Origin of the sequence: Arenivirga flava (assembly GCF_030161575.1) — a bacterium.
In the GTDB taxonomy this organism is placed as follows: Bacteria; Actinomycetota; Actinomycetes; order Actinomycetales; family Microbacteriaceae; genus Arenivirga; species Arenivirga flava.
Map to the genome: position 1 here is coordinate 2,207,678 of NZ_BSUL01000001.1, position 19,425 is coordinate 2,227,102.

Annotated in this window: 22 protein-coding genes; 14 read left to right on the forward strand and 8 right to left on the reverse strand. The window is 73.2% G+C overall.

The window, feature by feature from the left end:
* Positions 1-126 precede the first annotated feature (126 nt).
* A complete protein-coding gene (locus QQK26_RS10580; RefSeq protein WP_284232509.1) occupies positions 127-1,470 on the reverse strand; it encodes a DUF2254 domain-containing protein in 1,344 nt (447 codons plus the stop codon).
* Between the two features lie 23 nt (positions 1,471-1,493).
* On the opposite strand from QQK26_RS10580, the gene QQK26_RS10585 reads away from it, so the two are divergent.
* From QQK26_RS10585 to QQK26_RS10595, 3 genes are all read left to right on the forward strand, one after another.
* Positions 1,494-1,772: a hypothetical protein gene (locus QQK26_RS10585; protein WP_284232511.1), complete on the forward strand. Its 279-nt coding sequence runs from the start codon at positions 1,494-1,496 to the stop codon at positions 1,770-1,772.
* Positions 1,773-1,816: 44 nt separating this feature from the next.
* On the forward strand, positions 1,817-2,143 hold the full coding sequence (locus QQK26_RS10590; protein WP_284232512.1) for a histone-like nucleoid-structuring protein Lsr2: 327 nt from the start codon (positions 1,817-1,819) through the stop codon (positions 2,141-2,143).
* Positions 2,144-2,235: 92 nt separating this feature from the next.
* The gene (locus tag QQK26_RS10595) at positions 2,236-2,400 is read left to right on the forward strand and encodes a hypothetical protein (RefSeq protein ID WP_284232514.1); all 165 of its coding nucleotides are present in this window, start codon (positions 2,236-2,238) and stop codon (positions 2,398-2,400) included.
* 1 nt (position 2,401) lies between these two features.
* Here QQK26_RS10595 and QQK26_RS10600 read toward each other — a convergent pair whose 3' ends face one another.
* Positions 2,402-2,887 (reverse strand): hypothetical protein, encoded by a 486-nt coding sequence (locus QQK26_RS10600; protein ID WP_284232516.1) that lies wholly within the window; start codon positions 2,885-2,887, stop codon positions 2,402-2,404.
* A 141-nt stretch (positions 2,888-3,028) separates the two neighbouring features.
* Here QQK26_RS10600 and QQK26_RS10605 point away from each other — a divergent pair, with 141 nt between their 5' ends.
* From QQK26_RS10605 to QQK26_RS10615, 3 genes are read left to right on the forward strand one after another with little or no spacing between them, the layout of a single operon-like run.
* Positions 3,029-3,553, forward strand: coding sequence for a hypothetical protein (locus tag QQK26_RS10605; protein ID WP_284232517.1), 525 nt, complete (start codon positions 3,029-3,031; stop codon positions 3,551-3,553).
* The gene (locus QQK26_RS10610) at positions 3,550-4,218 is read left to right on the forward strand and encodes a hypothetical protein (protein ID WP_284232519.1); all 669 of its coding nucleotides are present in this window, start codon (positions 3,550-3,552) and stop codon (positions 4,216-4,218) included. The genes QQK26_RS10605 and QQK26_RS10610 overlap by 4 nt, the downstream gene beginning before the upstream one ends.
* Before the next feature lie 21 nt (positions 4,219-4,239).
* The gene (locus QQK26_RS10615) at positions 4,240-4,902 is read left to right on the forward strand and encodes a hypothetical protein (protein ID WP_284232521.1); all 663 of its coding nucleotides are present in this window, start codon (positions 4,240-4,242) and stop codon (positions 4,900-4,902) included.
* 148 nt (positions 4,903-5,050) lie between these two features.
* Here QQK26_RS10615 and QQK26_RS10620 read toward each other — a convergent pair whose 3' ends face one another.
* Genes QQK26_RS10620 through QQK26_RS10630 form a run of 3 tightly spaced genes read right to left on the reverse strand, consistent with a single transcriptional unit; the run spans position 5,051 to position 6,052 of the window.
* Positions 5,051-5,353: a transcriptional regulator gene (locus tag QQK26_RS10620; RefSeq protein WP_284232523.1), complete on the reverse strand. Its 303-nt coding sequence runs from the start codon at positions 5,351-5,353 to the stop codon at positions 5,051-5,053.
* Positions 5,350-5,559 carry a hypothetical protein gene (locus QQK26_RS10625; RefSeq protein ID WP_284232525.1) on the reverse strand — a complete coding sequence of 70 codons (210 nt, stop codon included), beginning with the start codon at positions 5,557-5,559 and terminating at the stop codon, positions 5,350-5,352. The genes QQK26_RS10620 and QQK26_RS10625 overlap by 4 nt, the downstream gene beginning before the upstream one ends.
* Before the next feature lie 19 nt (positions 5,560-5,578).
* Positions 5,579-6,052, reverse strand: coding sequence for a hypothetical protein (locus QQK26_RS10630; RefSeq protein WP_284232527.1), 474 nt, complete (start codon positions 6,050-6,052; stop codon positions 5,579-5,581).
* Between the two features lie 321 nt (positions 6,053-6,373).
* Here QQK26_RS10630 and QQK26_RS10635 point away from each other — a divergent pair, with 321 nt between their 5' ends.
* Positions 6,374-7,420, forward strand: a complete 1,047-nt coding sequence (locus QQK26_RS10635; RefSeq protein ID WP_284232529.1) for a TerC family protein — start codon at positions 6,374-6,376, stop codon at positions 7,418-7,420.
* Between the two features lie 34 nt (positions 7,421-7,454).
* Here QQK26_RS10635 and QQK26_RS10640 read toward each other — a convergent pair whose 3' ends face one another.
* Together QQK26_RS10640 and QQK26_RS10645 are read right to left on the reverse strand one after the other, a co-directional pair.
* A complete protein-coding gene (locus QQK26_RS10640) occupies positions 7,455-8,747 on the reverse strand; it encodes a glycosyltransferase (RefSeq protein ID WP_284232531.1) in 1,293 nt (430 codons plus the stop codon).
* The gene (locus QQK26_RS10645; RefSeq protein WP_284232533.1) at positions 8,744-10,894 is read right to left on the reverse strand and encodes a glycosyltransferase; all 2,151 of its coding nucleotides are present in this window, start codon (positions 10,892-10,894) and stop codon (positions 8,744-8,746) included. Before QQK26_RS10645 ends, QQK26_RS10640 begins: the two co-directional genes overlap by 4 nt.
* 123 nt (positions 10,895-11,017) lie before the next feature.
* On the opposite strand from QQK26_RS10645, the gene QQK26_RS10650 reads away from it, so the two are divergent.
* The 5 genes from QQK26_RS10650 (at position 11,018) to QQK26_RS10670 (ending at position 15,376) form a co-directional block, all read left to right on the forward strand.
* Positions 11,018-12,193 (forward strand): polysaccharide pyruvyl transferase family protein, encoded by a 1,176-nt coding sequence (locus QQK26_RS10650; protein WP_284232535.1) that lies wholly within the window; start codon positions 11,018-11,020, stop codon positions 12,191-12,193.
* Positions 12,190-13,140, forward strand: a complete 951-nt coding sequence (locus tag QQK26_RS10655) for a nucleoside hydrolase (RefSeq protein ID WP_284232538.1) — start codon at positions 12,190-12,192, stop codon at positions 13,138-13,140. Before QQK26_RS10650 ends, QQK26_RS10655 begins: the two co-directional genes overlap by 4 nt.
* A 30-nt stretch (positions 13,141-13,170) precedes the next feature.
* Positions 13,171-13,497, forward strand: coding sequence for a hypothetical protein (locus QQK26_RS10660; protein ID WP_284232540.1), 327 nt, complete (start codon positions 13,171-13,173; stop codon positions 13,495-13,497).
* A 252-nt stretch (positions 13,498-13,749) separates the two neighbouring features.
* Positions 13,750-14,469: a class A beta-lactamase gene (gene bla / locus QQK26_RS10665; protein ID WP_284234559.1), complete on the forward strand. Its 720-nt coding sequence runs from the start codon at positions 13,750-13,752 to the stop codon at positions 14,467-14,469.
* A 106-nt stretch (positions 14,470-14,575) separates the two neighbouring features.
* The gene (locus tag QQK26_RS10670) at positions 14,576-15,376 is read left to right on the forward strand and encodes a phosphatase PAP2 family protein (protein WP_284232542.1); all 801 of its coding nucleotides are present in this window, start codon (positions 14,576-14,578) and stop codon (positions 15,374-15,376) included.
* 6 nt (positions 15,377-15,382) lie between these two features.
* Here QQK26_RS10670 and QQK26_RS10675 read toward each other — a convergent pair whose 3' ends face one another.
* Entirely contained in the window at positions 15,383-16,441 is a 1,059-nt protein-coding gene (locus QQK26_RS10675; RefSeq protein WP_284232544.1) for a zinc-dependent alcohol dehydrogenase family protein, read from the reverse strand.
* A gap of 503 nt (positions 16,442-16,944) precedes the next feature.
* On the opposite strand from QQK26_RS10675, the gene QQK26_RS10680 reads away from it, so the two are divergent.
* Together QQK26_RS10680 and QQK26_RS10685 are read left to right on the forward strand one after the other, a co-directional pair.
* The gene (locus QQK26_RS10680; protein WP_284232546.1) at positions 16,945-18,639 is read left to right on the forward strand and encodes a long-chain-fatty-acid--CoA ligase; all 1,695 of its coding nucleotides are present in this window, start codon (positions 16,945-16,947) and stop codon (positions 18,637-18,639) included.
* A gap of 4 nt (positions 18,640-18,643) precedes the next feature.
* Positions 18,644-19,114: a hypothetical protein gene (locus QQK26_RS10685; protein WP_284232551.1), complete on the forward strand. Its 471-nt coding sequence runs from the start codon at positions 18,644-18,646 to the stop codon at positions 19,112-19,114.
* The last annotated feature ends 311 nt before the right edge of the window (positions 19,115-19,425 follow it).

A 19,425-nucleotide genomic window follows, 5' to 3' on the forward strand; every position in this document is an offset into this window, starting at 1 on the left:
CGGGCAGAGGGTGGCGGCAGCGCTCACGGACCGGCACCAGCCTGCGGGCGGCCGCGGTCACGATGCGGCCTGCTTCGAAAGTGCCGACCGGGTTGAGTCGAGCTCATCGCGTCGCCGTTTGAAAGCTCAGCTCTGGGAGCGGTTGCCGGTCTCGGTTATCGCGGTGCGAAGGGCACGGTAGTCGCTGCGGTTCATGGCTGCTCGAGCGCGCCGTAGCGCGTCGGTGGAGCTGGTCCGGAACACGTGCCGGCGCTGTGGCGCGGTGACTGCCAGGGCGGCGAGGGTCTTTTGCAGCCGGATCTGGACTTCGATCATGGCGGCGCCGTCGCGGGCGAGTGGCCGGAAGGCGTCGTCGACGAGGGATTCGAGGTGCGGGGCGGTGAGGTACACGCGGTCGAAGTCGAGGTCGCTCGAGCGCTCGGTGCGCAGGGCGCGGGTGAAGACGCGGTGGAGGGCGGCGATGACTTCGATGGCGGTGCCGGGGTCGTTGGTGGCTGGGGAGAGCGCTCTGGTCCCGATTTCGCCGAGGGCGATGATGCCGATGCGGGGGTCTTGGTCGTAGGTGCGGTGCGCGGCGATGGAGAACGTGTTGCGGATGGCGGCGACGGTGTCGTCGTCAAGGGGCTTCGAGGCTCGGCAGAGCGGCTGGCCGGGTTCGGCCGTGCGTCCCGGGTCGGCGAGGATGAAGATCTTCATCCGTTGCTTGGTGGCAATGCGTTGCAGGCGTTCTATGTCGATGTGCACGACGTAGCCAATCTCGTCCGCGGCGACGGGGTGTGTCCCTGCGGGGATTGTCTCCAGGGGACGCGCGCCGAGCGTGGGGCGTTCTGCATAGGCGGTGAGGCTGTCGGAGGCGGCTCGTTCGACGCGGTCGATGATGTCGGCCATGCGCCCGAACTGGGCCAGGTGGGCGATCCACCGCATCAGCGTGACGACGACGATGGCGATGATGATGAGAGTGCCGAGGAAGAGGATGATGCGCCCCTGCTCGGTGTAGTAGCCGGTCGAGAGGGCGATGATGCCGACCATCGCGAAGACGAACGCTCCGACGAACGTCGACAGCGAGTTCTGCGAAGTCGGGTCGGCGACCAGCAGTTGTGTGGCTCGTGGGGTGCCGTTCGTGGCGGCGGAGGAGTAGGCGGTGACCATCGCGGTGATGGAGAACGTCGTGGCGGTGAGCATCGCGGTGGCGATGATCTGCAAGAGCGAGTCGACCGAGTTCTGACCGAGCTCGAAACCCACCTGCACGGGCAGGGCGGCGCCGATCAATCCAGCGGCCAGGGCGAAGGCGATGGCGATGACACCGAAGACTGCCGCGCGAGTGCCGACCTTGCCGAACAGCTTGGAGAGGGCGAGGCGGAGCGAGGATGTCGTACGGACGGTCATCGGCACAGCGTAGAAGTGCGGGCCGGTGACGACCGATGACAGGGCTTGGGCACAATGACATCCTTCCAGCGGTGCCCTCGGCACCACAGATCAGATGTCACCTACTCGTGCAGCAGGCCCAGGCCGCGACATCGGCTGGAGGCGCCGGCGAGGTCCTGATCTTCGCAGAGATGCTCGACGAGGCGACAGCCGACGAAGACGATTACGCCGTCGACCTCGAGGCCTTCGTGCTTCATGGATCGGGACTGAGATCTGAGCGAGAGGTGCGGGACCTCATCGCACTCGCCGGACTGGAGGCACAAGCAGCAGCCACCATTGGGTGGGGTTATAGGCTGCTCAGGCTGCGCCACAACCGGACCGCGAAGTCCCAGTCGTCACTCCGATAAGCGTGATTACGTCGGCGCGGAGTCGCGACCGATACGGTGACGGCATGGCCAAGCGAACCTCCACCATCGTGATCGACGACCTCACCGGCGCCGAGCTCGGCGATGAGGCCGTCACGGTGACGTTCGCGCTCGAGGGCGCCGCCTATGAGATCGACCTCGCTCCGTCCGCGGCTGCGGAGCTCCGCGAGGCGCTGGCGCCGTTCACCGCTGCTGCTCGCAAGGTCGGCGGCTCGCGCCGCGGTTCCGCGGCGACGTCGGCGCCGGCCGGTGAGCAGTCCGCCGCTCGTGCATGGCTGATTGAGCAGGGCGTCGACGTGCCGGCACGCGGACGCCTTTCGGCCGAGCTGCTCGAGCGCTACCGCGCCCGGTAGGGCGGTGGCGGAAACGTGCCGATCATCTCGTTTCCGACATAAGAAGCTCATATCCGCGCCGATGAGCCGACCGTCTCGGCTTCGCCGTCGCGATGAGCACCGGAGACACCGACGCGACGCTGCGCCGGCTGACCTTCACCCGCGGCTTGCGGGCTCGGAACATCCGCATCGAGCACGCCGGCCTCGGGGAGTTCTTCTTCGGTCAGGGCTCGGAACCGTCCACGTCGATCGGCGAGCCCGGCCAGCAGAGCGGGTGAGTCACCGGGAACGCACGGCTCGGACGAGCGCCAGCACGCCGAACCCCAGCACCGCGACGAACGCCGCGACGCCGAACCAGTGGAGCGCGAATCCGACGGGCGACCAGGAGCCGACGTAGGGCGGCACCTCGTCGGAGATCGTGTTGCCGAGCCCGAATCCGGCCCACACCAGCGAGAACGGGCCGAGCCAGACCAGCGCCGCGCCGATCAGCAGCACCACCGGCAGCGACGCCCCCTGTCGCACGACCCACGCCATCCCGACGACGGCGGCGATCCCGGCGAGCGCCCAGACGATCATCACGATCCGGGCGGCTGCGAAGACCTCGGCGCCGACGATGCCCTCGATGTCCGCGAGGTCGTAGGCATCGTCGGTCATGGCGAGCGGCGCCCAGACCAGGGTCTCGAGGCTGCCGAGGAGCCCGATCGCGATCACGAGAACACCCGTGACGACGAGGGCGATGACGGAGGCGCGGCGCGATCGGCTCATCCGACCAGCCTGCCGAGCGGATGCGGATGCGCGCGTCGGCCGGGGGAGTGAGGTCGGTCATCCGCGCAGCGCGCACCCGGCTGACGCACCGCCCGCTCGGACGCACCGCCCCTAGCTTCAGCCGCGACGGAGGGGGCGCCGATGGCCGAGGGGGACTGGATCGCGCTGCCGGCTGCGCCCAAGCGGGCGGTCGAGGCCGTCGTGCACGAGCGGTCGGCGCAGTGGCGGATGTTCGCCTACTACGCCGGCTTCAGCGTCGTCGCGCAGGTCGTCACGCTGCTGATCACATGGGCCACCGGCATCGAGTGGAATCGGGCGCTCGGCGCTGCGGTCGTTCTCGCGACGCTGCTGGTCGTGTGGCTCGTCCTGCGGCGGCAGCCCGATCCGCCGCGCGCGCTGCTCGCGGACGGCAGCGCCTGGCGGGTGGGGGAGCGCGTGCGCGAGACGGAGGATGTGCGCCGGGTCGTGCAGATCGAGCTGCCGCGCCGCGGCGATGACCCCGAACTCTGGCTGCGCTTCGGACCCGTACGACCCGAAGGGCCGCTTCAGCTTCCTCGACCGCCCGAACCACCTCGACCGCGAGGCCGCGATCGAGCTCGTCCGCAACCCGCCCGTCACCGGCCTAGGCCGTCGGCCCGATCAGCGCGCTGGGGGATGAGCGGATGAGCGACGCCGAGGGGGAGTGGGTCGCACTGCCGCGGCTGCGGTTCTGGGGTCGGTTCCTGTCGCTGCACGGGGATTCGGTCGCCTCGCTGCTGCTCGTCGCCTCGCCGCTGATCCTGCAGCTGGTGCTGTGGGGCATCCGCGCGGTGACGGAGCCGTCGCTCTGGACGACGCTGCTCATCGCACTGCTGGGCGCGACGTTCTTCAGTTCCATCCTCGCGGCGTTCCTCGTGCAGCCGACGGTGCGCATCCGCTCCGACGGCGGAGCCTGGCGCGTGCGCCGGCGGGTCCACAGCCCGGAGGAGATCGACCGCGCCGTCCAGCACGCCCGCGACGACCATGATCAGCTCTGGCTGGCGCTGGGGGACCGTCGGCGCATCCGCTTCTCCGTACCGGTGCCGACGCGCGCCGAACCGCAGCTCGACGCCCGCCAGCTCGCTGCCGTGATCGCGCTCGTCGAGCGGGCGCCGATCGAGCTGCCGCCGCCGAAGCAGGACCCGTGGGACCCGAAGGGCCGCTTCGCGCACCTCGACCGGCAGGGCTTCCTCGACGCGGCGGATGCGGCGCAGCTGCTGCGCGACCCGCCCGCGACCGGGTTCGCGCCCAATGCGGACAGCAGGCCGAAGCCCCGCAAGGGCGGCGTCGACCGCTACCCCTGGTCGGCGTGACCGCGCCGGTACGCTGACCCCATGCCCGAGGCCACCGTCGTACTGCCCTGGCGGCCCGCGCCGTCGCGCATCCCCGCCTTCGAGCGGGTGACCGCCTGGTACGCCGAGCAGCTGCCCGAGCTCGCCGTGCGCACGATCGACACCGACGACCAGCCGTTCGTGCTCGCCGCCTGCCGCAACCGGGCGATGCGCGAGGCGGAGCCGGGCTCCGTCGTCGTGATCGGCGACGCCGACACGCTGCCGGAGCCCGAGCCGCTCCGCGCGGCCATCGCCGCGGCCCGCACCAGCGGCCGCGTGCACCTGCCGTACGACGCGTACCACTGGCTGGGCGCATCCGGTTCGGCGCAGTTCGCGGCCGGCACCCCGCTCGCCGACTGCGACTTCGAGCTCGTGCGCGGTGCGTGCTCGGGCGTCTACGTGGCGACCCCCGAGACCTGGGCGTCGCACGGCGGCCAGGACGAGGGCTTCCGCGGCTGGGGCTTCGAGGACGCCGCCTGGTACCTCGCCCACGAGACGCTGCTCGGCGAAGCCCCGGTGCGGCACCCCGGCCGCGTCTACGCGCTGCACCATGTCGCCGAGCAGCGCGCCGGCGCCCACTACGACGCGAACGCCGAGCGGATGGAGCGCTACCGCGCCGCGTCCGGCGACCGCACTGCGATGGGCCGGCTGGTCGGCGCGCGCTGATCCGAGCGAACGGTCGGGCGGCCGTCGCCGCCCGAGGACGAGCCCGAGAGCGATCACGACGACGGCGAGGCCGAGGTGCGGCCAGTCCTGTCGTGGACGCTGCAGCGCCGCGCCCGTACACCATGACGAGGCGATGACGTCGGAGCCGTCAGGCGGAGCCAGCCGCGTCGATGATGCGCTGCAGGTGCTCGGCGTAGGCGCCGAAGGCGTCGCGACCGGTCGCAGTGAGGGAGGCCCAGTTGCGCGGGCGCTTGCTGGTGGCGTCCGGGCGGGTCTCGGTGCTGACGTACCCGACGTCGACGAGCACCTTGAGGTGCTTGCTGGCGACGGAGTCCGCGACGCCGAGCTCGTCCCGGATGACCCCGAACTCGACGGCCCCCGCGCTGGAGAGGAGGGCGCAGATGGCGAGGCGGTTGGGCGCGTGGATGACCTCGTCGACGCGGATGCTCACGAGCGGCCCGCCGGAGCGCTCGCCTCTTGGACGATGGCCCGATCGATGCTCGCTCCGAGTGCGGCGACCAGCACGGCGGCGACAGCCGCAGCGGCCACGGGGACGATGGGCACCTCGACGCCGCCGATGAAGCCGGCCAGCAGGCAGAGCGCCCACCCGGCGAGCATCCACCCGGCGAACGCGCCGATCGGGATCGCCCAGAGCACGGCGCGCGTCGCACCGCCCCTACTGCTCGACCACCGCGTCCGACGCCTTCTCGGTCACCGGCGTCCAGCCGTACCAGCCGTCGGCGGTCGGCAGCACCGCCCAGTCGCCGCAGAGCTGCACCTCGGTGGCCTTGTACGTCTCGGGCAGCTCGCGCTCGTCGTCGCTGAGGGTCATCGTGGGACCCGACGTGCGCGGCACGAGCACGCAGTCGTCGGGCAGCTCGCTCGGGCTGGTGAGCAGCACGGTGGCGGTGTCGTCGGCGCGCGTCGACTCGATCACGTCGATGTCGGTGGCGTCGGAGGGAGCCCAGTCGAGGCCGAGCTCGTCGGGCACCTCGGAGGCGCTGTCGTAGCTCGCAGGGCGCTCGCCGTGCAGCACCTCGTCGACGATCGTGCATCCGGTGAGGCTCGCGCCGAGGAGGGCGACGGCGCCGACCGCGAGGGCGATCCGGGTGATCGAGGATGAGCGGATGGGGGCGGTGGGTTCGTTCATGCGGCGAAGCTATTGCGCGGCGGGGGTCGGCCGCGTCGTCCGCCGGGGGAGCGGAGCTCATCCTGCGGTATCGCCGCACCCCGAACGGATCCGGGGTCGACCCCGATGCCGTCGCCGGCACTCGATGCTCGCGCACGTGCTCGATGTCACGGCTGATGCCCAGTCGATGGTCCTTGATCTCGCCGGCGGGCTGCTCGTTTAATGATCCCCGAAGGGGAGTAGTCCTCGCTGCGCATCCGTCAGTACGATCCCGTCCGGGGTCCGGTACGCAGGGCCCGACGGCCGATGAGACCTTCACGAGAGATCGTGGAGGTCTGTGTCATGTCCGTGCCGTTATGGGCTTGGTTCGCTGTCCTGGGTGTGATCCTGGTGATGCTGATGGCCGATCTGGTCGCGCATCGTCGAGCGCACGTGATCGGCGTCCGCGAGGCCGCAGTGTGGTCGATCGTCTGGGTGGCCTTCGGCGTCGCATTCGGCGTGCTCGTGTGGTCGTGGTGGGGTGCCGAGTTCGGGCAGCAGTACTTCGCCGGATACCTCATCGAGAAGTCGCTGGCCGTCGACAACGTGTTCGTCTGGGCGATCATCTTCGCCGCGTTCTCGGTCCCCCGCGAGTACCAGCACCGCGTGCTGTTCCTCGGGGTGCTGGGCGCCCTGGTCTTCCGCGGCATCTTCATCGCCGCGGGCGCGGCGCTGATCGAGAACTTCGCGTGGATCCTGTACGTCTTCGCCGCCTTCCTCATCTACACGGGGTGGCGCATGTTCCGCTCGCGCAACGACCACATCCATCCCGAGCGTTCACGCGTGCTCAAGGTATTCCGCCGGTTCGTGCCGATGACCGACACCTACCACGGGCAGCGGTTCCTCGTCCGCAAGGCCGGGGTCGTCGTCGCCACCCCGCTGCTCGCGGTGCTGGTGCTCGTGGAGCTCACCGACATCGTCTTCGCCGTCGACTCGATCCCCGCGATCTTCGCCGTCACGAGCGAGCCGTTCCTCGTGTTCACCGCGAACGCGTTCGCGATCCTCGGCCTGCGGGCGATGTACTTCCTGCTCGCCGACCTCATCCACCGGTTCGTCTACCTGAAGGTGGGGCTGTCCTTCGTCCTCATCTGGGTGGGTGTCAAGATGCTGCTCCTGGACGTCGTGAAGATCCCCACCACCGTGAGCCTCGCGGTCGTGGCCACGATCATCGCGGTGTCGATCGTCGCGAGCCTGCGAGCGACGCGCGGGCAGGGGCGTCAGGCCGTGCAGACCGCGGCGGCAGGATCGTTCCGCATCGCCACCGACGAGGAGCTCGCCGCCGTGGAGCCGGTCTTCGGGCGACGGCGCCGGGAGGGCTACACGTCGGGACGGGGATCGACGGACACTTGACGCGGCGCTCCGCGCCGGGCGCGGGAGCAGCAGCTCAGCCCGTCAGCGCCTCGAAGGCGACGACCGGGCCGGGCCGCATCCGCTGCTCCCGCGCCACCGCGGCCAGCGCGGCACGGCGTTCGGCGGGCAGGTCGAGCACCGCGGCGATCGCCCGCGCCAGCTCGGCGGCGCCGGCCGTGTTCGGGTCGAGGGATGCGCCGAAGCCGACCCGCTCGATGGCGGCGGCTCCGGCGAACTGGTCGGTCGAGAACGGCAGCACCACGAGGGGCACGCCGGAGCCGATGGACTCGGTAACCGAGTTGTTCCCACCGTGGGTGACGGCGGCGGACGCGTCGCGCAGCAAGCGCACCTGGGGCAGGAAGGACCGCACGAGCCAGCCGTCGGGCACGGGGCCGAGCGCGGCGGCCTCGGTCGAGCCGGTCGCGATCGCAGCGCGCACGCCGAGCGAGCGCAGCGCCTCGGCGACGCGGGCGAGCACATCGTCGCGCACCGAGAGGAAGCTGCCGAAGCTCACGTACACGTACGGGTCGCCCTGCCCGATCCAGGCCTCGACCTCGGCGTCGGCGGGCTCGTCACGCCGGGTCGAGCCCAGGAAGGCGCTCGGCGGCAGCACGCGGCCGTCGCCCTCGGCGAGCGCCGCCGGGTAGTTGTAGAGCACCGTGCCGCCGTGCGCGGCGAAGGCGTCCTCGACCGGGGCAGCGGAGGCGTCCAGTTCGCGCGCCGCCGCGTTCCACTGCTCGGTGAAGTTGCGGGAGACCCGCTCGCAGAGCGTGCGCAGCTCGGCGAGCTGCGCCGCATCCGCTCGCACCGCCGACGGCCAGGCCGCGGGGGAGCCGTAGACCTCGCCTGCGACCGGCAGGGCGCTCGGATGCCCCAGCACGACGTCCGCGTACGGCACGTCGGCGGTGTGCAGCGCCAGCCGCGCGCTGAACGCGAGGTGGTCGACGAGGATCGCGTCAGGACGGATGCGGTCGACGATCTCGAGCGTCGCCCGCGCCCTGCCGACCGGGTCCCACATGAGGTCGGTGAGGCGCTCGCGCGCCTGGTAGCGCAGCGTCGGCACCATGCCCTCGCGGGTGGCGGCGAAGAAGCCCTCGAGCGAGGCGGCCTCCTCGGCCTGCTGCTCGGCGGTGCGCATCACCCCGCCGTTGGAGCCGCGCCCGAGCGGCAGGTCGACGCGGCGCAGACCGAACGATCGCACGATCGGGTCGGTGGCTGGACCGGTGGCCACGACGACGTCCTCGCCGGCGTCGCGCCAGGCCGTCGCGAGCGTGGCGAGGGGCAGCAGGTGCGAGGCGTAGTCGGGGCTGATGACGAGCAGGCTCACCGCGCCGCCCCCGCGAGGGGGATCGGGCCGGTGAACGCGACGAGCCGCGCCTCGTCGCGGGCGACGCCCGCGTAGACGGGACCGAGGGCCGCGGCCATCGCCTGGATCGTGAAGTGGTCGGCGACCATGGCGCGCGCCCGGCGGGCACGGTCGGGGTCGCCCTCGGCGGCGAGTGCCAGGCCGCCCTCCATGGCCTCGGCGAGCGCCGAGACGTCCCAGGTCGCGGCGAGCAGGCCGGTGTCGCCGTGCTCCACGTAGGTGGCGGGTCCGCCGCCGTCCGGTCCGACGACGACGAGGCCCGCCGCCATCGCCTCGAGGAGCGCCAGGCCGAACTCCTCCTTGAGGCTCGCGCAGACGTAGAGGCCGTTCGGGGCCGCGAGGCCGGGCACGCCCGTGCGCACGGCGGCGAGCCAGCGGGCGGCGACGTCGTTGCCGCGGTGACCGGCGAGCAGCAGGCCCGCATCCGCTCGTCCGTCCGCGTCGACGAGGGCGTCGATGGCGTCGAGCTGCTCGCGCTCGTCGAGGGAGGGGTGCTCGAGGTCGCCGCCGATGACGAGCAGGTTGGCGCGCTCGCGCAGCGGGCCCTCGGCCCAGGCGCGCACGAGCGTGGCGGTGCCCTTGACGCGGTGCACGCGGCCGAGGGTGGCGATCAGCGGCAGGCCGCGGCGCTCGGCGGGCAGCGTCTCGAGCAGCTCGCGCAGTTCGCCGAAGGCGGGGTGGGCCTCCGCACCGTCCAGCGCCTCGGCGACCGAGCGCTCGATGAGGGCGAGATCGACGCCCTCCGCCACGATCGTGTGCCGCTCCGGATGCGCGCCGATGTCGATGCCGACGAGCGAGCGCATGTCCTCGGCGAGCGCGGGGCGCGGGAAGAGCACGGTATGCGCGGCGTTGGCGGCCAGGCGCTGCACGAGATCGGCGCGGAACCAGTAGTGCTCGCGCAGGTCGACCTCGCCGAAGGTCTCGCGGGTGAGCGCGCCGGAGCGGTCGAGCGACTCGATCACCGAGTGCGGGTCCGGGGCGACCGTGAACACCACGGGGATGCCGAGCTCGCGCGCGACGTCGGCGGCGGCGAGGCTGCCGACGTCGGCCATGCGCAGGTGCAGCAGGTCGATGCGGCCTGCGGCGCGCAGCACCCGGCGGATGCCGCGGCGCGCGTTCACCCGCAGCGGCCAGGCGGCGGCCGAGGGCACCGGGGTGGCCGCGAGCGGGGCGTGCCCGTAACCGTGGCCGCGCTCCGTCGGCACCGCGGCGAGGTCCTCGAGGGCCTGGTCGACGGAGCCGCGCGAGATGGTGACGACCCGCCGCACGTCGGCCGTCGCGTCGGCCACGAGCGCGTCGCCGAGGCGGACGAGCAGCGTGGCGATGCCGCCGTTGTCGCCCGCGCCCGCGGCGGTGAGCGCGGGGTCGATGTCGGCGTGCAGGAACAGCTGCGCCACCGTGAGGCCGTCGCCGGAGGTCGGATGCGCGGGCGCCGGCTGCAGGTCCACGAGCGCCAGGCGGGCGGCGTCGCCGACCGCCTCGGGCTCCGCGGCGAGCGTCTCGAGCACGGCCGCCGCGACGCCCGGTCGCTGACCGAGGGCGGCGACCGCGGCGACGCGCACGACGGGCGCCTCGTCCGCATCCGCTGCGATGCCGAGCAGCGGACGCGTGGCGATGCGGTGCCGCACCAGGCCGAGCGTCTCGACGAGCCGGGCGCGCTGCTCGGGCTCGCGGGTGCCGAGCAGGGCGGCCTCGAGCGCCACGGCGAGGGTCTCGCCGAGGGCCGTGGACCACTGCTCGAGGGTCGTCTGGGCGAGCATGCCGCTGAAGCCGCCGGCTGCGGCCATGCCGATCAGCCGGCCCACCGCCTCGTAGCGGGGCAGGTTGCGACCGAGCGCCCAGGCGGCGTGCTCGCGGATGAACGGGCGCCCGTCCGACAGCGCCGCGGTGAGGGTGGCGGCGGCCTGCTCGTCGAAGCTGCCGGCGAGGGCGTGCACGGCCGCGATGGCGGTCACCTGGTCGTCGCCGGCGATCGCGGCGGTGAGGATGCGGATGGTGCGGGGCCCCGGCTCCCGGGCGGCCTCGAAGGCCAGCTCGTCGGCGAGGTGCAGCGCGTCGATGATGCGCGGCGCATCGCGCACGGCGTCCAGCGCGGTCTGGATTCCCATGTGACCCTCTCGGTTCCCGGACCGCCGCGTTCCGCGGTGGCACGCCAGCGTATTCGGAGCGAGCGGACGCGCCATAGCCTTGAAGCCGGCCCGCAGCATCTCGTCATCGGAAAGGCACCGAACATGCACGTACTGGTCATCGGAGACGTCGGCGTGATCGACGGCATGATGCACATCGGCGACGAGGCGATGTTCGAGGCGGCGGTCGACGAGCTCCGCGCGCGGGGCGTCGAGGCGGTCGGCGTCTCCTCGGTGCCCGAGGAGTCCGCCGAGCGCTACGGCATCCGCTGCGTGCCCCGGCTCGGCTTCGGCGGGCTCGACCGCGCGGCCTCCGAGGCCCGCGCGGCGCAGCTGATCGCAGCGGCGCGCGGCGCGCATCCGCTCCCCGAAGACGACGTGGCCCTGCCGGCGCTCGAGGCCCTGCGCGGTGCGAGCGGGCTCCTGAACGCCGGCGGCGGCAACCTCGCCTCGCGCTGGCACGTGCACGTCTTCGAGCGCTCGACGCTGGCCGCCATGGCCGGGGCGCTCGGCGTGCCGGTCGTCGTCAGCGGTCAGACCTTCGGGCCGGACCTGATCGAAGCGGATGCGGCGCTCGTCGCCGGCATGGTCCGCTCGGCCGCGCTCGCCTCGGTGCGCGAGCCCGACTCGCTGGCGCTGGCGCGCAGCTGGCGCGACGACGTGCGGATGCTCGTCGACGACGCCTCCTTCCTCACGGATGCGCGCACCGACGGCGGCGTGCTCGTGAGCCTCTCCGGATGGTTCGACCACCGGCCCGCGGAGGTCGTCGAGGCGGCGATCGCGCGGGTCGTCGACCACGCGGCCGACGTCGTGGGCGGGCCGGTGCGCTTCCTCGCGCACTTCGGCCCGCTCGACGACCCGGCGCCGACCCGCGGCGATGCGGCGCTGCACGAGCGCCTGCGCGAGCGGATGACCGCACCGAGCGAGGTCGTGCCCACGGGCTCCTCCGTCGAGGCCGCCGCGCTCGCTCGCGGCGCGGCGCTGCTCGTGACGAGCCGCTACCACCCGGCCGTCTTCGCCGCGCCAGCCGGCGTGCCCGTGCTGGCCATCGAGGTCGACGAGTACACCCGCATCAAGCTGACCGGTGCGCTCGGGCACTGGGGCGCGCATCCGCCGCTGCCGGTGGACGAGCTCGACGCGACGGGGACGGCTCGGGTCGAGACGCTGCACGGGGACCGCACCGCGATCGCGGCCGCGGCGACCGCACGCGAGCCCGCGCACCGCGCCGATACGGCGACGTGGTGGGACGAGGTGGCGGCCGTGTTCGGTGCCGCGCGATGAGCGGTCACCCCGACGGCCCGGGCCTGCCCCTGGTCATCGACACCGACACCGCCGCCGACGACTGCTTCGCCCTGCTCGTCGGGCTGCTCGACCCCCGTGCCGACCTGCGCGCGATCACGATGGTCGCCGGCAACGTCGGCTTCGACCAGCAGGTCGAGAACGCCTTCCTCACCCTCGAGCTCGCCGGCCGGGCGGGGCAGGTGCCCGTGCACCGGGGCGCCCGGCAGCCGCTCGTGCAGCCGTGGATCAGCGCGGAGGAGGTGCACGGCGACGGGGCCGGCGGTCTGCGCCGCACCGGCGACGACCGCCCCGACGCCGAGCCGGCGCAGGACGCCCTGGTGCGGCTCGCCGAGCAGCACGCCGGCGAGCTGACCGTCGTCGCGATCGGACCGCTCACCAACCTCGCCCTCGCGGTGCGGCGCGACCCGGCGTTCGCCTCCCGGGTGCGCGAGCTCGTCGTCATGGGCGGCTCGCTCAACGGGCGCGGCAACGTCACGCCGGCGGCCGAGTACAACATCCACGTCGACCCCGAGGCGGCGCAGATCGTGCTCGACGCGGGGTTCCCGTCCATCCGCTTCGTCACCTGGGATCCGCTCTCACTGCAGCACGCCGTGTTCGATGCGGGCCGCATCGAACGCATCCGCCGGCTCGGCACGCCGCTCGGGGACTTCTTCGTGCGGGCCAATCAGGCCAGCTTCGACTTCGACGTCGCGATGGGCGTCGGCGGCTCGGTGCACTGCGACACCCTCGCCGTGCTGCTGGCGCTCGACCCCGCACTCGCCGAGGTCGAGCGCCGCTACGACGTGGCGGTCGAGCTGGCCGGCACGCACACGCGCGGCGCGACGGTGTTCGACTGGCACGCGCCGAGGGGCGGCAACGCGACGGCGATCGAGCGGATCGACGGCGAACGGCTGTTCGAGTACGTGCTGCGGCTGCTCTCGCGCTGAGCGGAGCCGGCCGCTCGCTAGCGTGACCCCATGAGGAAACCTGCGAACCCCGCCTACTTCGCCATCGGCATCGCCTTCGCCGTGATCGCGCTCGTGTACTTCGGCACCGGCAACACCGTGGGCATCGCCTTCCTACCCGTCGGCATCACCTTCCTCATCCTCGCCTTCCAGGTTCCGAGGCCGAAGAAGGATGCTCGGCGCGGCGCCTCCGACGGCGGCGCGCCCCTCGCGGGCACCAGCGGCGACGGCAGCGGACCGGCGGATGGGGGCGGTCGCCCCGATCCCGCTCCGACGCACGGCTCGGACGGCGACGTCGGCGGCGGCTCCGACGGCGGAGGCGGCGGAGGCGGGGATTGAGCCGCGCATGCGCGGTGCGCTCCCAGCGCCCAGGCACCAGGCTGGGGTCATGCGAAACCTCGCGCTGATCGGCGCCGCCGCGGCCGTCCTGCTCCTGACCGCCTGCAGCGCGCCGGCCGAGCCCGGCGCATCCGCTTCCCCTCCGCCTCCACGCCCCCGTCGGCCTCGCCGGAGACCCCGGACCGGCCCGCCCTCGACGCCGCTTTCGCGGCCCTCGAGCAGCGCTTCGACGCCACGCTCGGCGTCTACGCGATCGACACGGGCACGGGCGACGTGATCGAGTACGCCGCCGACGAGCGCTTCGGCTACGCCTCCACCCACAAGGCGCTCAGCGCGGCCGCCGTGCTCGCGGCGACGACCCCGGAGGAGTACGCGGCCGAGGTGCCCATCGAGCCCGGCAGCCTCGTGGAGTACTCGCCGATCACGCAGGAGCACGTCGGCGGCACGATGACCCTGGCCGAAATCGCGGACGCGGCCGTGCGCTACAGCGACAACGCCGCCGGCAACGTGCTGCTCGACCGCCTCGGCGGCCCGGAGGGCTTCGAGCAGTGGCTGCGCGGCATCGGCGACGAGACCACGCTGCCCGACCGCCGCGAGACCGAGCTCAACGACGTCGCCCCCGGCGACGACCGCGACACGAGCACGCCGCGCGCGCTCGCGACGAGCCTGCGCGCCGTCGCCGTGGACGATGCGCTCGACGAGGACGACCGGGAGACGCTCGTCGAGCTGCTCGTCGGCAACACGACCGGCGACGACCTCATCCGCGCCGGGCTGCCGGACGGATGGACGGTCGGCGACAAGACGGGATCGGCCGCGTACGGGACGCGCAACGACATCGCCGTCGCCTGGCCGGCGGAGGGCGAGCCGCCGCTCGTGCTCGCGGTGCTCTCGCAGCGCGGGGAGCCCGACGCCGACCACGACGACGAGCTCATCGCCGAGGCCGCGAGGCTCGTCGTGGGCGCGCTCGGCTGAACTCCCCGGCGCTTCGCACCGCTTCACCAGCCGCGCCGCGGTACCGTCGTGCTCCCGATCCGCGTTCAGCGGACGACGACCCGACTCGCGACGCAGGAGGATGCGCATGTTCCATGACGCGCGCCCGGCCGCGTTCGGCGTACGCCTCGCCATCGCCATCGCGGCGACCGCGGGCTTCATCGCCGTGTACGCCACCGCCGTGCTCACCGAGCGCGGTCAGCAGATCGACCAGCAGGCCCTCGAGGTCTCGGAGTACGCGCGCCCGGCGCTGCTCGCCCTCGTCTCCGTGCCGGCGCTGGCCATCGCCTGCGTCGGCGTGCTGCTGCTCGGACTCCTCTCGAGGCGCCCCCGCGCCGGCATCGCCGGCGCCGCCATCGTGGTGCTCGCGAACGTGCTCGGTCAGGCGCTCAAGTACGAGGTGCTCGTGCGCCCGGGGCTCGACTCCCCGGCGGCCAACACGCTGCCGAGCGGCCACATGATCGCCTTCGCCTCGGTGGCGGCAGGTCTGGTGATCGCCGCGCCACCGCGCCTGCGCGGCCTGCTGGGTGCCGCATCCGCCGCGCTGCTCGGCGTCGTGGCCTGGCTGCTGCTGCACGCCGGGTGGCACCGGCCCAGCGACATCGTGGCCTCGCTGCTGCTCGTCACCGCCGTGGCCGCGGTCGGCGCGCTCTTCGTGGAGCGTCCGCCCGCACGCCGGGTCGGCCGGGGCTGGGAGCGCGTGCTCGGCACGCTCGGCGCCGTCGGCCTCCTCGGCGCGGCGCTCGCCTTCGTCGCGGCGCAGTCGCTCGGCGGCGGCCTCGCCGAGCAGCTGCCGATCATCGCCGCCGACCTGCTGCTCGTCGGCGCGGCTCTGGCGTGCGTCGCCCTGGTGCTGCGCTCGGCGACGCCGGCGCGCGGCGCGCGCTGAGCGGCCTCAGACCTCCGAGACGCGCAGCAGCGACTTGATCGCGCGGCGCTCGTGCATGGCGAGGTACGCCTCGGCCACCTCGTCGAGCGGCAGTTCCAGGTCGAAGACCCGGCCCGGCTGCAGCGAGCCGTCGAGCACCTCGGGCAGCAGCTCCGCGATGTAGTTGCGCACGGGGGCGACGCCGCCGGCCACGTTCACGTTGCGCCCGAACAGCTCGCCGATGGGCAGCTCGGCGCCGCCCTTGGGCACGCCGACGTAGCCCACCTGGCCCCCGGGACGGGCCGAGCGGATCGCCTGCTCCATCGACTCCCTGGTGCCGACGCACTCGAGCACCGCATCCGGTCCGATCCCGTCGAACAGCTCCTTGACCGCGGCGATGCCCTCGTCGCCGCGCAGCTCCACGACGTCGGTGGCGCCGAACTCGCGGGCGAGCGCCTGGCGGGCCGGGTTGCGGCTCATGATGACGATGCGGGCGGCGCCGAGACGAGCGGATGCGAGCACGCCGCACAGGCCGACCGCGCCGTCGCCGACGACCACGACCGTGGAGCCCTCGCGCACGCCCGCCGAGACGGCGGCGTGGTGGCCGGTGCCCATGACGTCGCTCAGGGTCAGCAGGTGCGGCACGAGCGCAGGGTCGACGGGGCCGGGCACGACGGCGAGGGTGCCGTCGGCGTGCGGCACGCGCACCCGCTCGCCCTGGCCGCCGTCGGCGAGGTGCCCCTCGCGGTCGTCGGCGCCCCACCAGCCACCGTCGAGGCAGCTCGTGCTCACGCCGTTGACGCAGTTGGCGCAGGTCATGTCGCAGTCGTAGAAGGGGGCGATCACGAAATCGCCGACGGCGACCTCCGACACGTCGTCGCCGACCGCCTCGACGACGCCGACGAACTCGTGCCCGATGCGCTTCGGCTCGGGCGCGTTGCCCACACCGCGGTAGGGCCAGAGGTCCGAGCCGCAGACGCAGGCCGCCACGACCCGCACGATCGCATCGCGACCGCTGTGCAGCACCGGATCGGCCACCTCCTCGAGCCGGACGTCGCCTTCACCGTGGATCACCGTTGCACGCATCCTGCGACCCTACGCCCGAGCGGATGCGCGCCCGCCGGATGCGGTCCGGGCGCGGCCTGGGCGGTCCCGCATCCGCCCGGCCGTCTGCATCGCGCGTCGCACCCCGCGGGCGGACGGGCTTGCGGCCGGACTGGGCAGTCATGGCACATGGCAGCACGCGGGCGACAACGCAGTACCGGCCCCCGTACGACTTTGACGCATGCATGCGACTTACCCGATCCGGCGCGTGACCCTCCGGGTTGTCGGCGCACCTGCCGCAGCGCCGCCCATCCGCTCGCCGAAGCAACGCCCCGGCCGCGCGGCCAAGCAGCGACGCCGTACGGATGCGACCACGCAGCACCGGGCCCCGTACGCCCGTGTCGCATCGGTGCTGCATCCGCGCAGACGAGGCGCTCGAACCCGCAAGCGGATGCGCGTCCCGCGAGCTGCGCGCCGTGCGGCCACGGAGCGTTGGAGGAATCCGACAACTGTCGGAGCCGCATCCGCTCAGTAGGCTGTCGGTCGTGACCATCCGCGACGAACGCCCTTGGATCGCCAGCTACGCCGACGGAGTGCCGGAGGACCTGCCCGAGCAGACCGGCACGCTCGTCGACCTCATCGCCGCGTCGGTGCGCGACTACCCGCAGGCCACGGCCCTCGAGTTCTTCGCCGCCGAGACGAGCTACGCCGAGCTGGGCGAGCTCATCGAGCGCGCCGCCGAGGGCCTGCGCCGCCAGGGCGTGCGCAAGGGCGACACCGTCGCGATCGTGCTGCCGAACTGCCCGCAGCACGTCGTCGCCTTCTACGCGGCGCTGCGCCTCGGCGCGATCGTCGTCGAGCACAACCCGCTCTACACGCCGCGCGAGCTGCGCCACCAGTTCGAGGACCACGGCGCGAAGACCGTGATCGCCTGGGACAAGACGGTCGCGACCCTGCAGGACTTCCCGATGGACGTGCGCCCCGACACCATCGTGGCCGTCGACCTGCCGAGCGCGATGGGGCTGAAGACCCGCATCCTGCTGAACCTGCCGGTGAAGAAGGCGCGCGAGAGCAAGGCCGCGCTCACCACGCCGGCCAAGGGTGCGCTCGCCTGGAAGGACCTGCTGGCGCACGGCCGCCTCGACCGGCAGCACGAGGGCCCGGCGCACGAGGACATCGCGCTGATCCAGTACACCTCCGGCACCACGGGCTCGCCGAAGGGCGCGGTGCTCACCCACCGCAACCTCGTCGCCAACGCCGCCCAGTCGCGCGCATGGGTGCCCACGATCACCCGCGGCGACTGCACCGTCTACGCCGTGCTGCCGCTCTTCCACGCCTACGGGCTCACGCTCTGCCTCACCTTCGCGATGAGCATGGGCGCGCGGCTCGTGCTCTTCCCCCGCTTCGACCCCGACCTGGTGCTGCCGGTCGTCAAGAAGCACCCGCCGACCTTCTTCCCCGCCGTGCCGCCGATCTACGACCGGCTCACGAAGGCCGCGCAGGCCAAGGGCGTCTCGCTCGAGGGCATCGAGATCGCCATCTCGGGCGCCATGCCGCTCTACTCGGCGATCGTCGACCCGTGGGAGGCGGAGACGAAGGGGTTCCTCGTCGAGGGCTACGGCCTCAGCGAGACCAGCCCGGTGATCAGCGCGAACCCGGTCGCGGACAACCGCAAGGCCGGCACCATCGGCCTGCCGCTGCCCGGCACCGAGGTGCGCATCGTCGACCCCGAAGACCCGACCGTCGTGCGCTCGCTCGGCGACGAGGGCGAGCTCGTGGTGCGCGGTCCGCAGGTGTTCGGCGGCTACTGGCGCAAGCCCGACGAGTCCGCCGCCGTGTTCGCCGACGGTTGGTTCCGCACCGGCGACATCGCGACGCTCGACGACGAGGGCTTCATCCGCATCGTCGACCGCATCAAGGAGCTCATCATCACCGGCGGCTTCAACGTGGCCCCGAGCGAGGTCGAGGACGTGCTGCGCCGCTTCCCCGGCGTCGCCGACGTCGCGATCGTGGGGCTGCCCGACGACCGCTCGGGCGAGCAGGTCGTCGCCGCCGTCGTCGTCGAGGACGGAGCGGATGTGGACCCCGAGGCCCTGCGCGCGTTCGCCAGGGCCGAGATGGCCGCGTACAAGGCGCCCCGGCGCATCGAGTTCGTCGACGAGCTGCCCCGCAGCCTCATCGGCAAGGTGCTGCGGCGACAGGTGCGCGAGCGCCTGCAGGCCACGGGCACGGAGGGCTGAGCGGATGTTCGACGAGCGCACCGCGCCCCTGGCCCCGGATGCGGACGACCGCCACGCGTACGCGGCGAGCGCCGCGATCGACCTGCGCGCCGAATCCGCCCGCACCGCCCGGATGGGCGACGACGCGCCCGCCGAGCTCTGGCGCGCGGTCTTCGCGCTGCCGCGCTGGGTGTTCATCGCCCGCACGCTCGAGGACGGCACGCGCCAGCCGCTCGCCGTGATCGACGACGAGCACCGGCCGATGATGCTGGCCTTCACCTCCGCGGCCCGAGCGCACGCCGCCGCCGAGCGCCGCGGCGCGCTCGAGGAGGGCACCGAGGTCGTCGGCGTGCCGCCGATCGCGGTCGTCGAGGGGTACGAGCAGTACCTACGCTCGGGGGTGCAGGGCATCGTCTTCGACGAGGGTTCGACGGGCTTCCCGCTGCTGCTCAAGCAGCTGCCGTCGCTGCACCGGGCGGTCGGCGGCGCGGCGTAGCACCGCGCGGCGGGCATGCGATGACGGCGCCCTGAGCCGCCTCCCGTCCTCCCGCGCCTCTCCGCTCCTCCCGCGCCCCTCCGCTCCTCCCGCGCCCCTCCTCTCCTTCCGCGCCCCTCCGCTCCTCCTGCTCCCCACTCGTCTTCCCGCGCCCCTCTCGTCCTCCTGCTCCCCGCCCGCTCTGTCCCACATGACGGAGGTCGGGCATGGGGAGGCTCGATCCGCTTGCTGGGCGCCCGACCCCGCCCAGATCCCCGTCATTCGGGACGGGGTGCCGGCCCGGTGAGAAGCCGTGGGCGGCGCACAGTGGG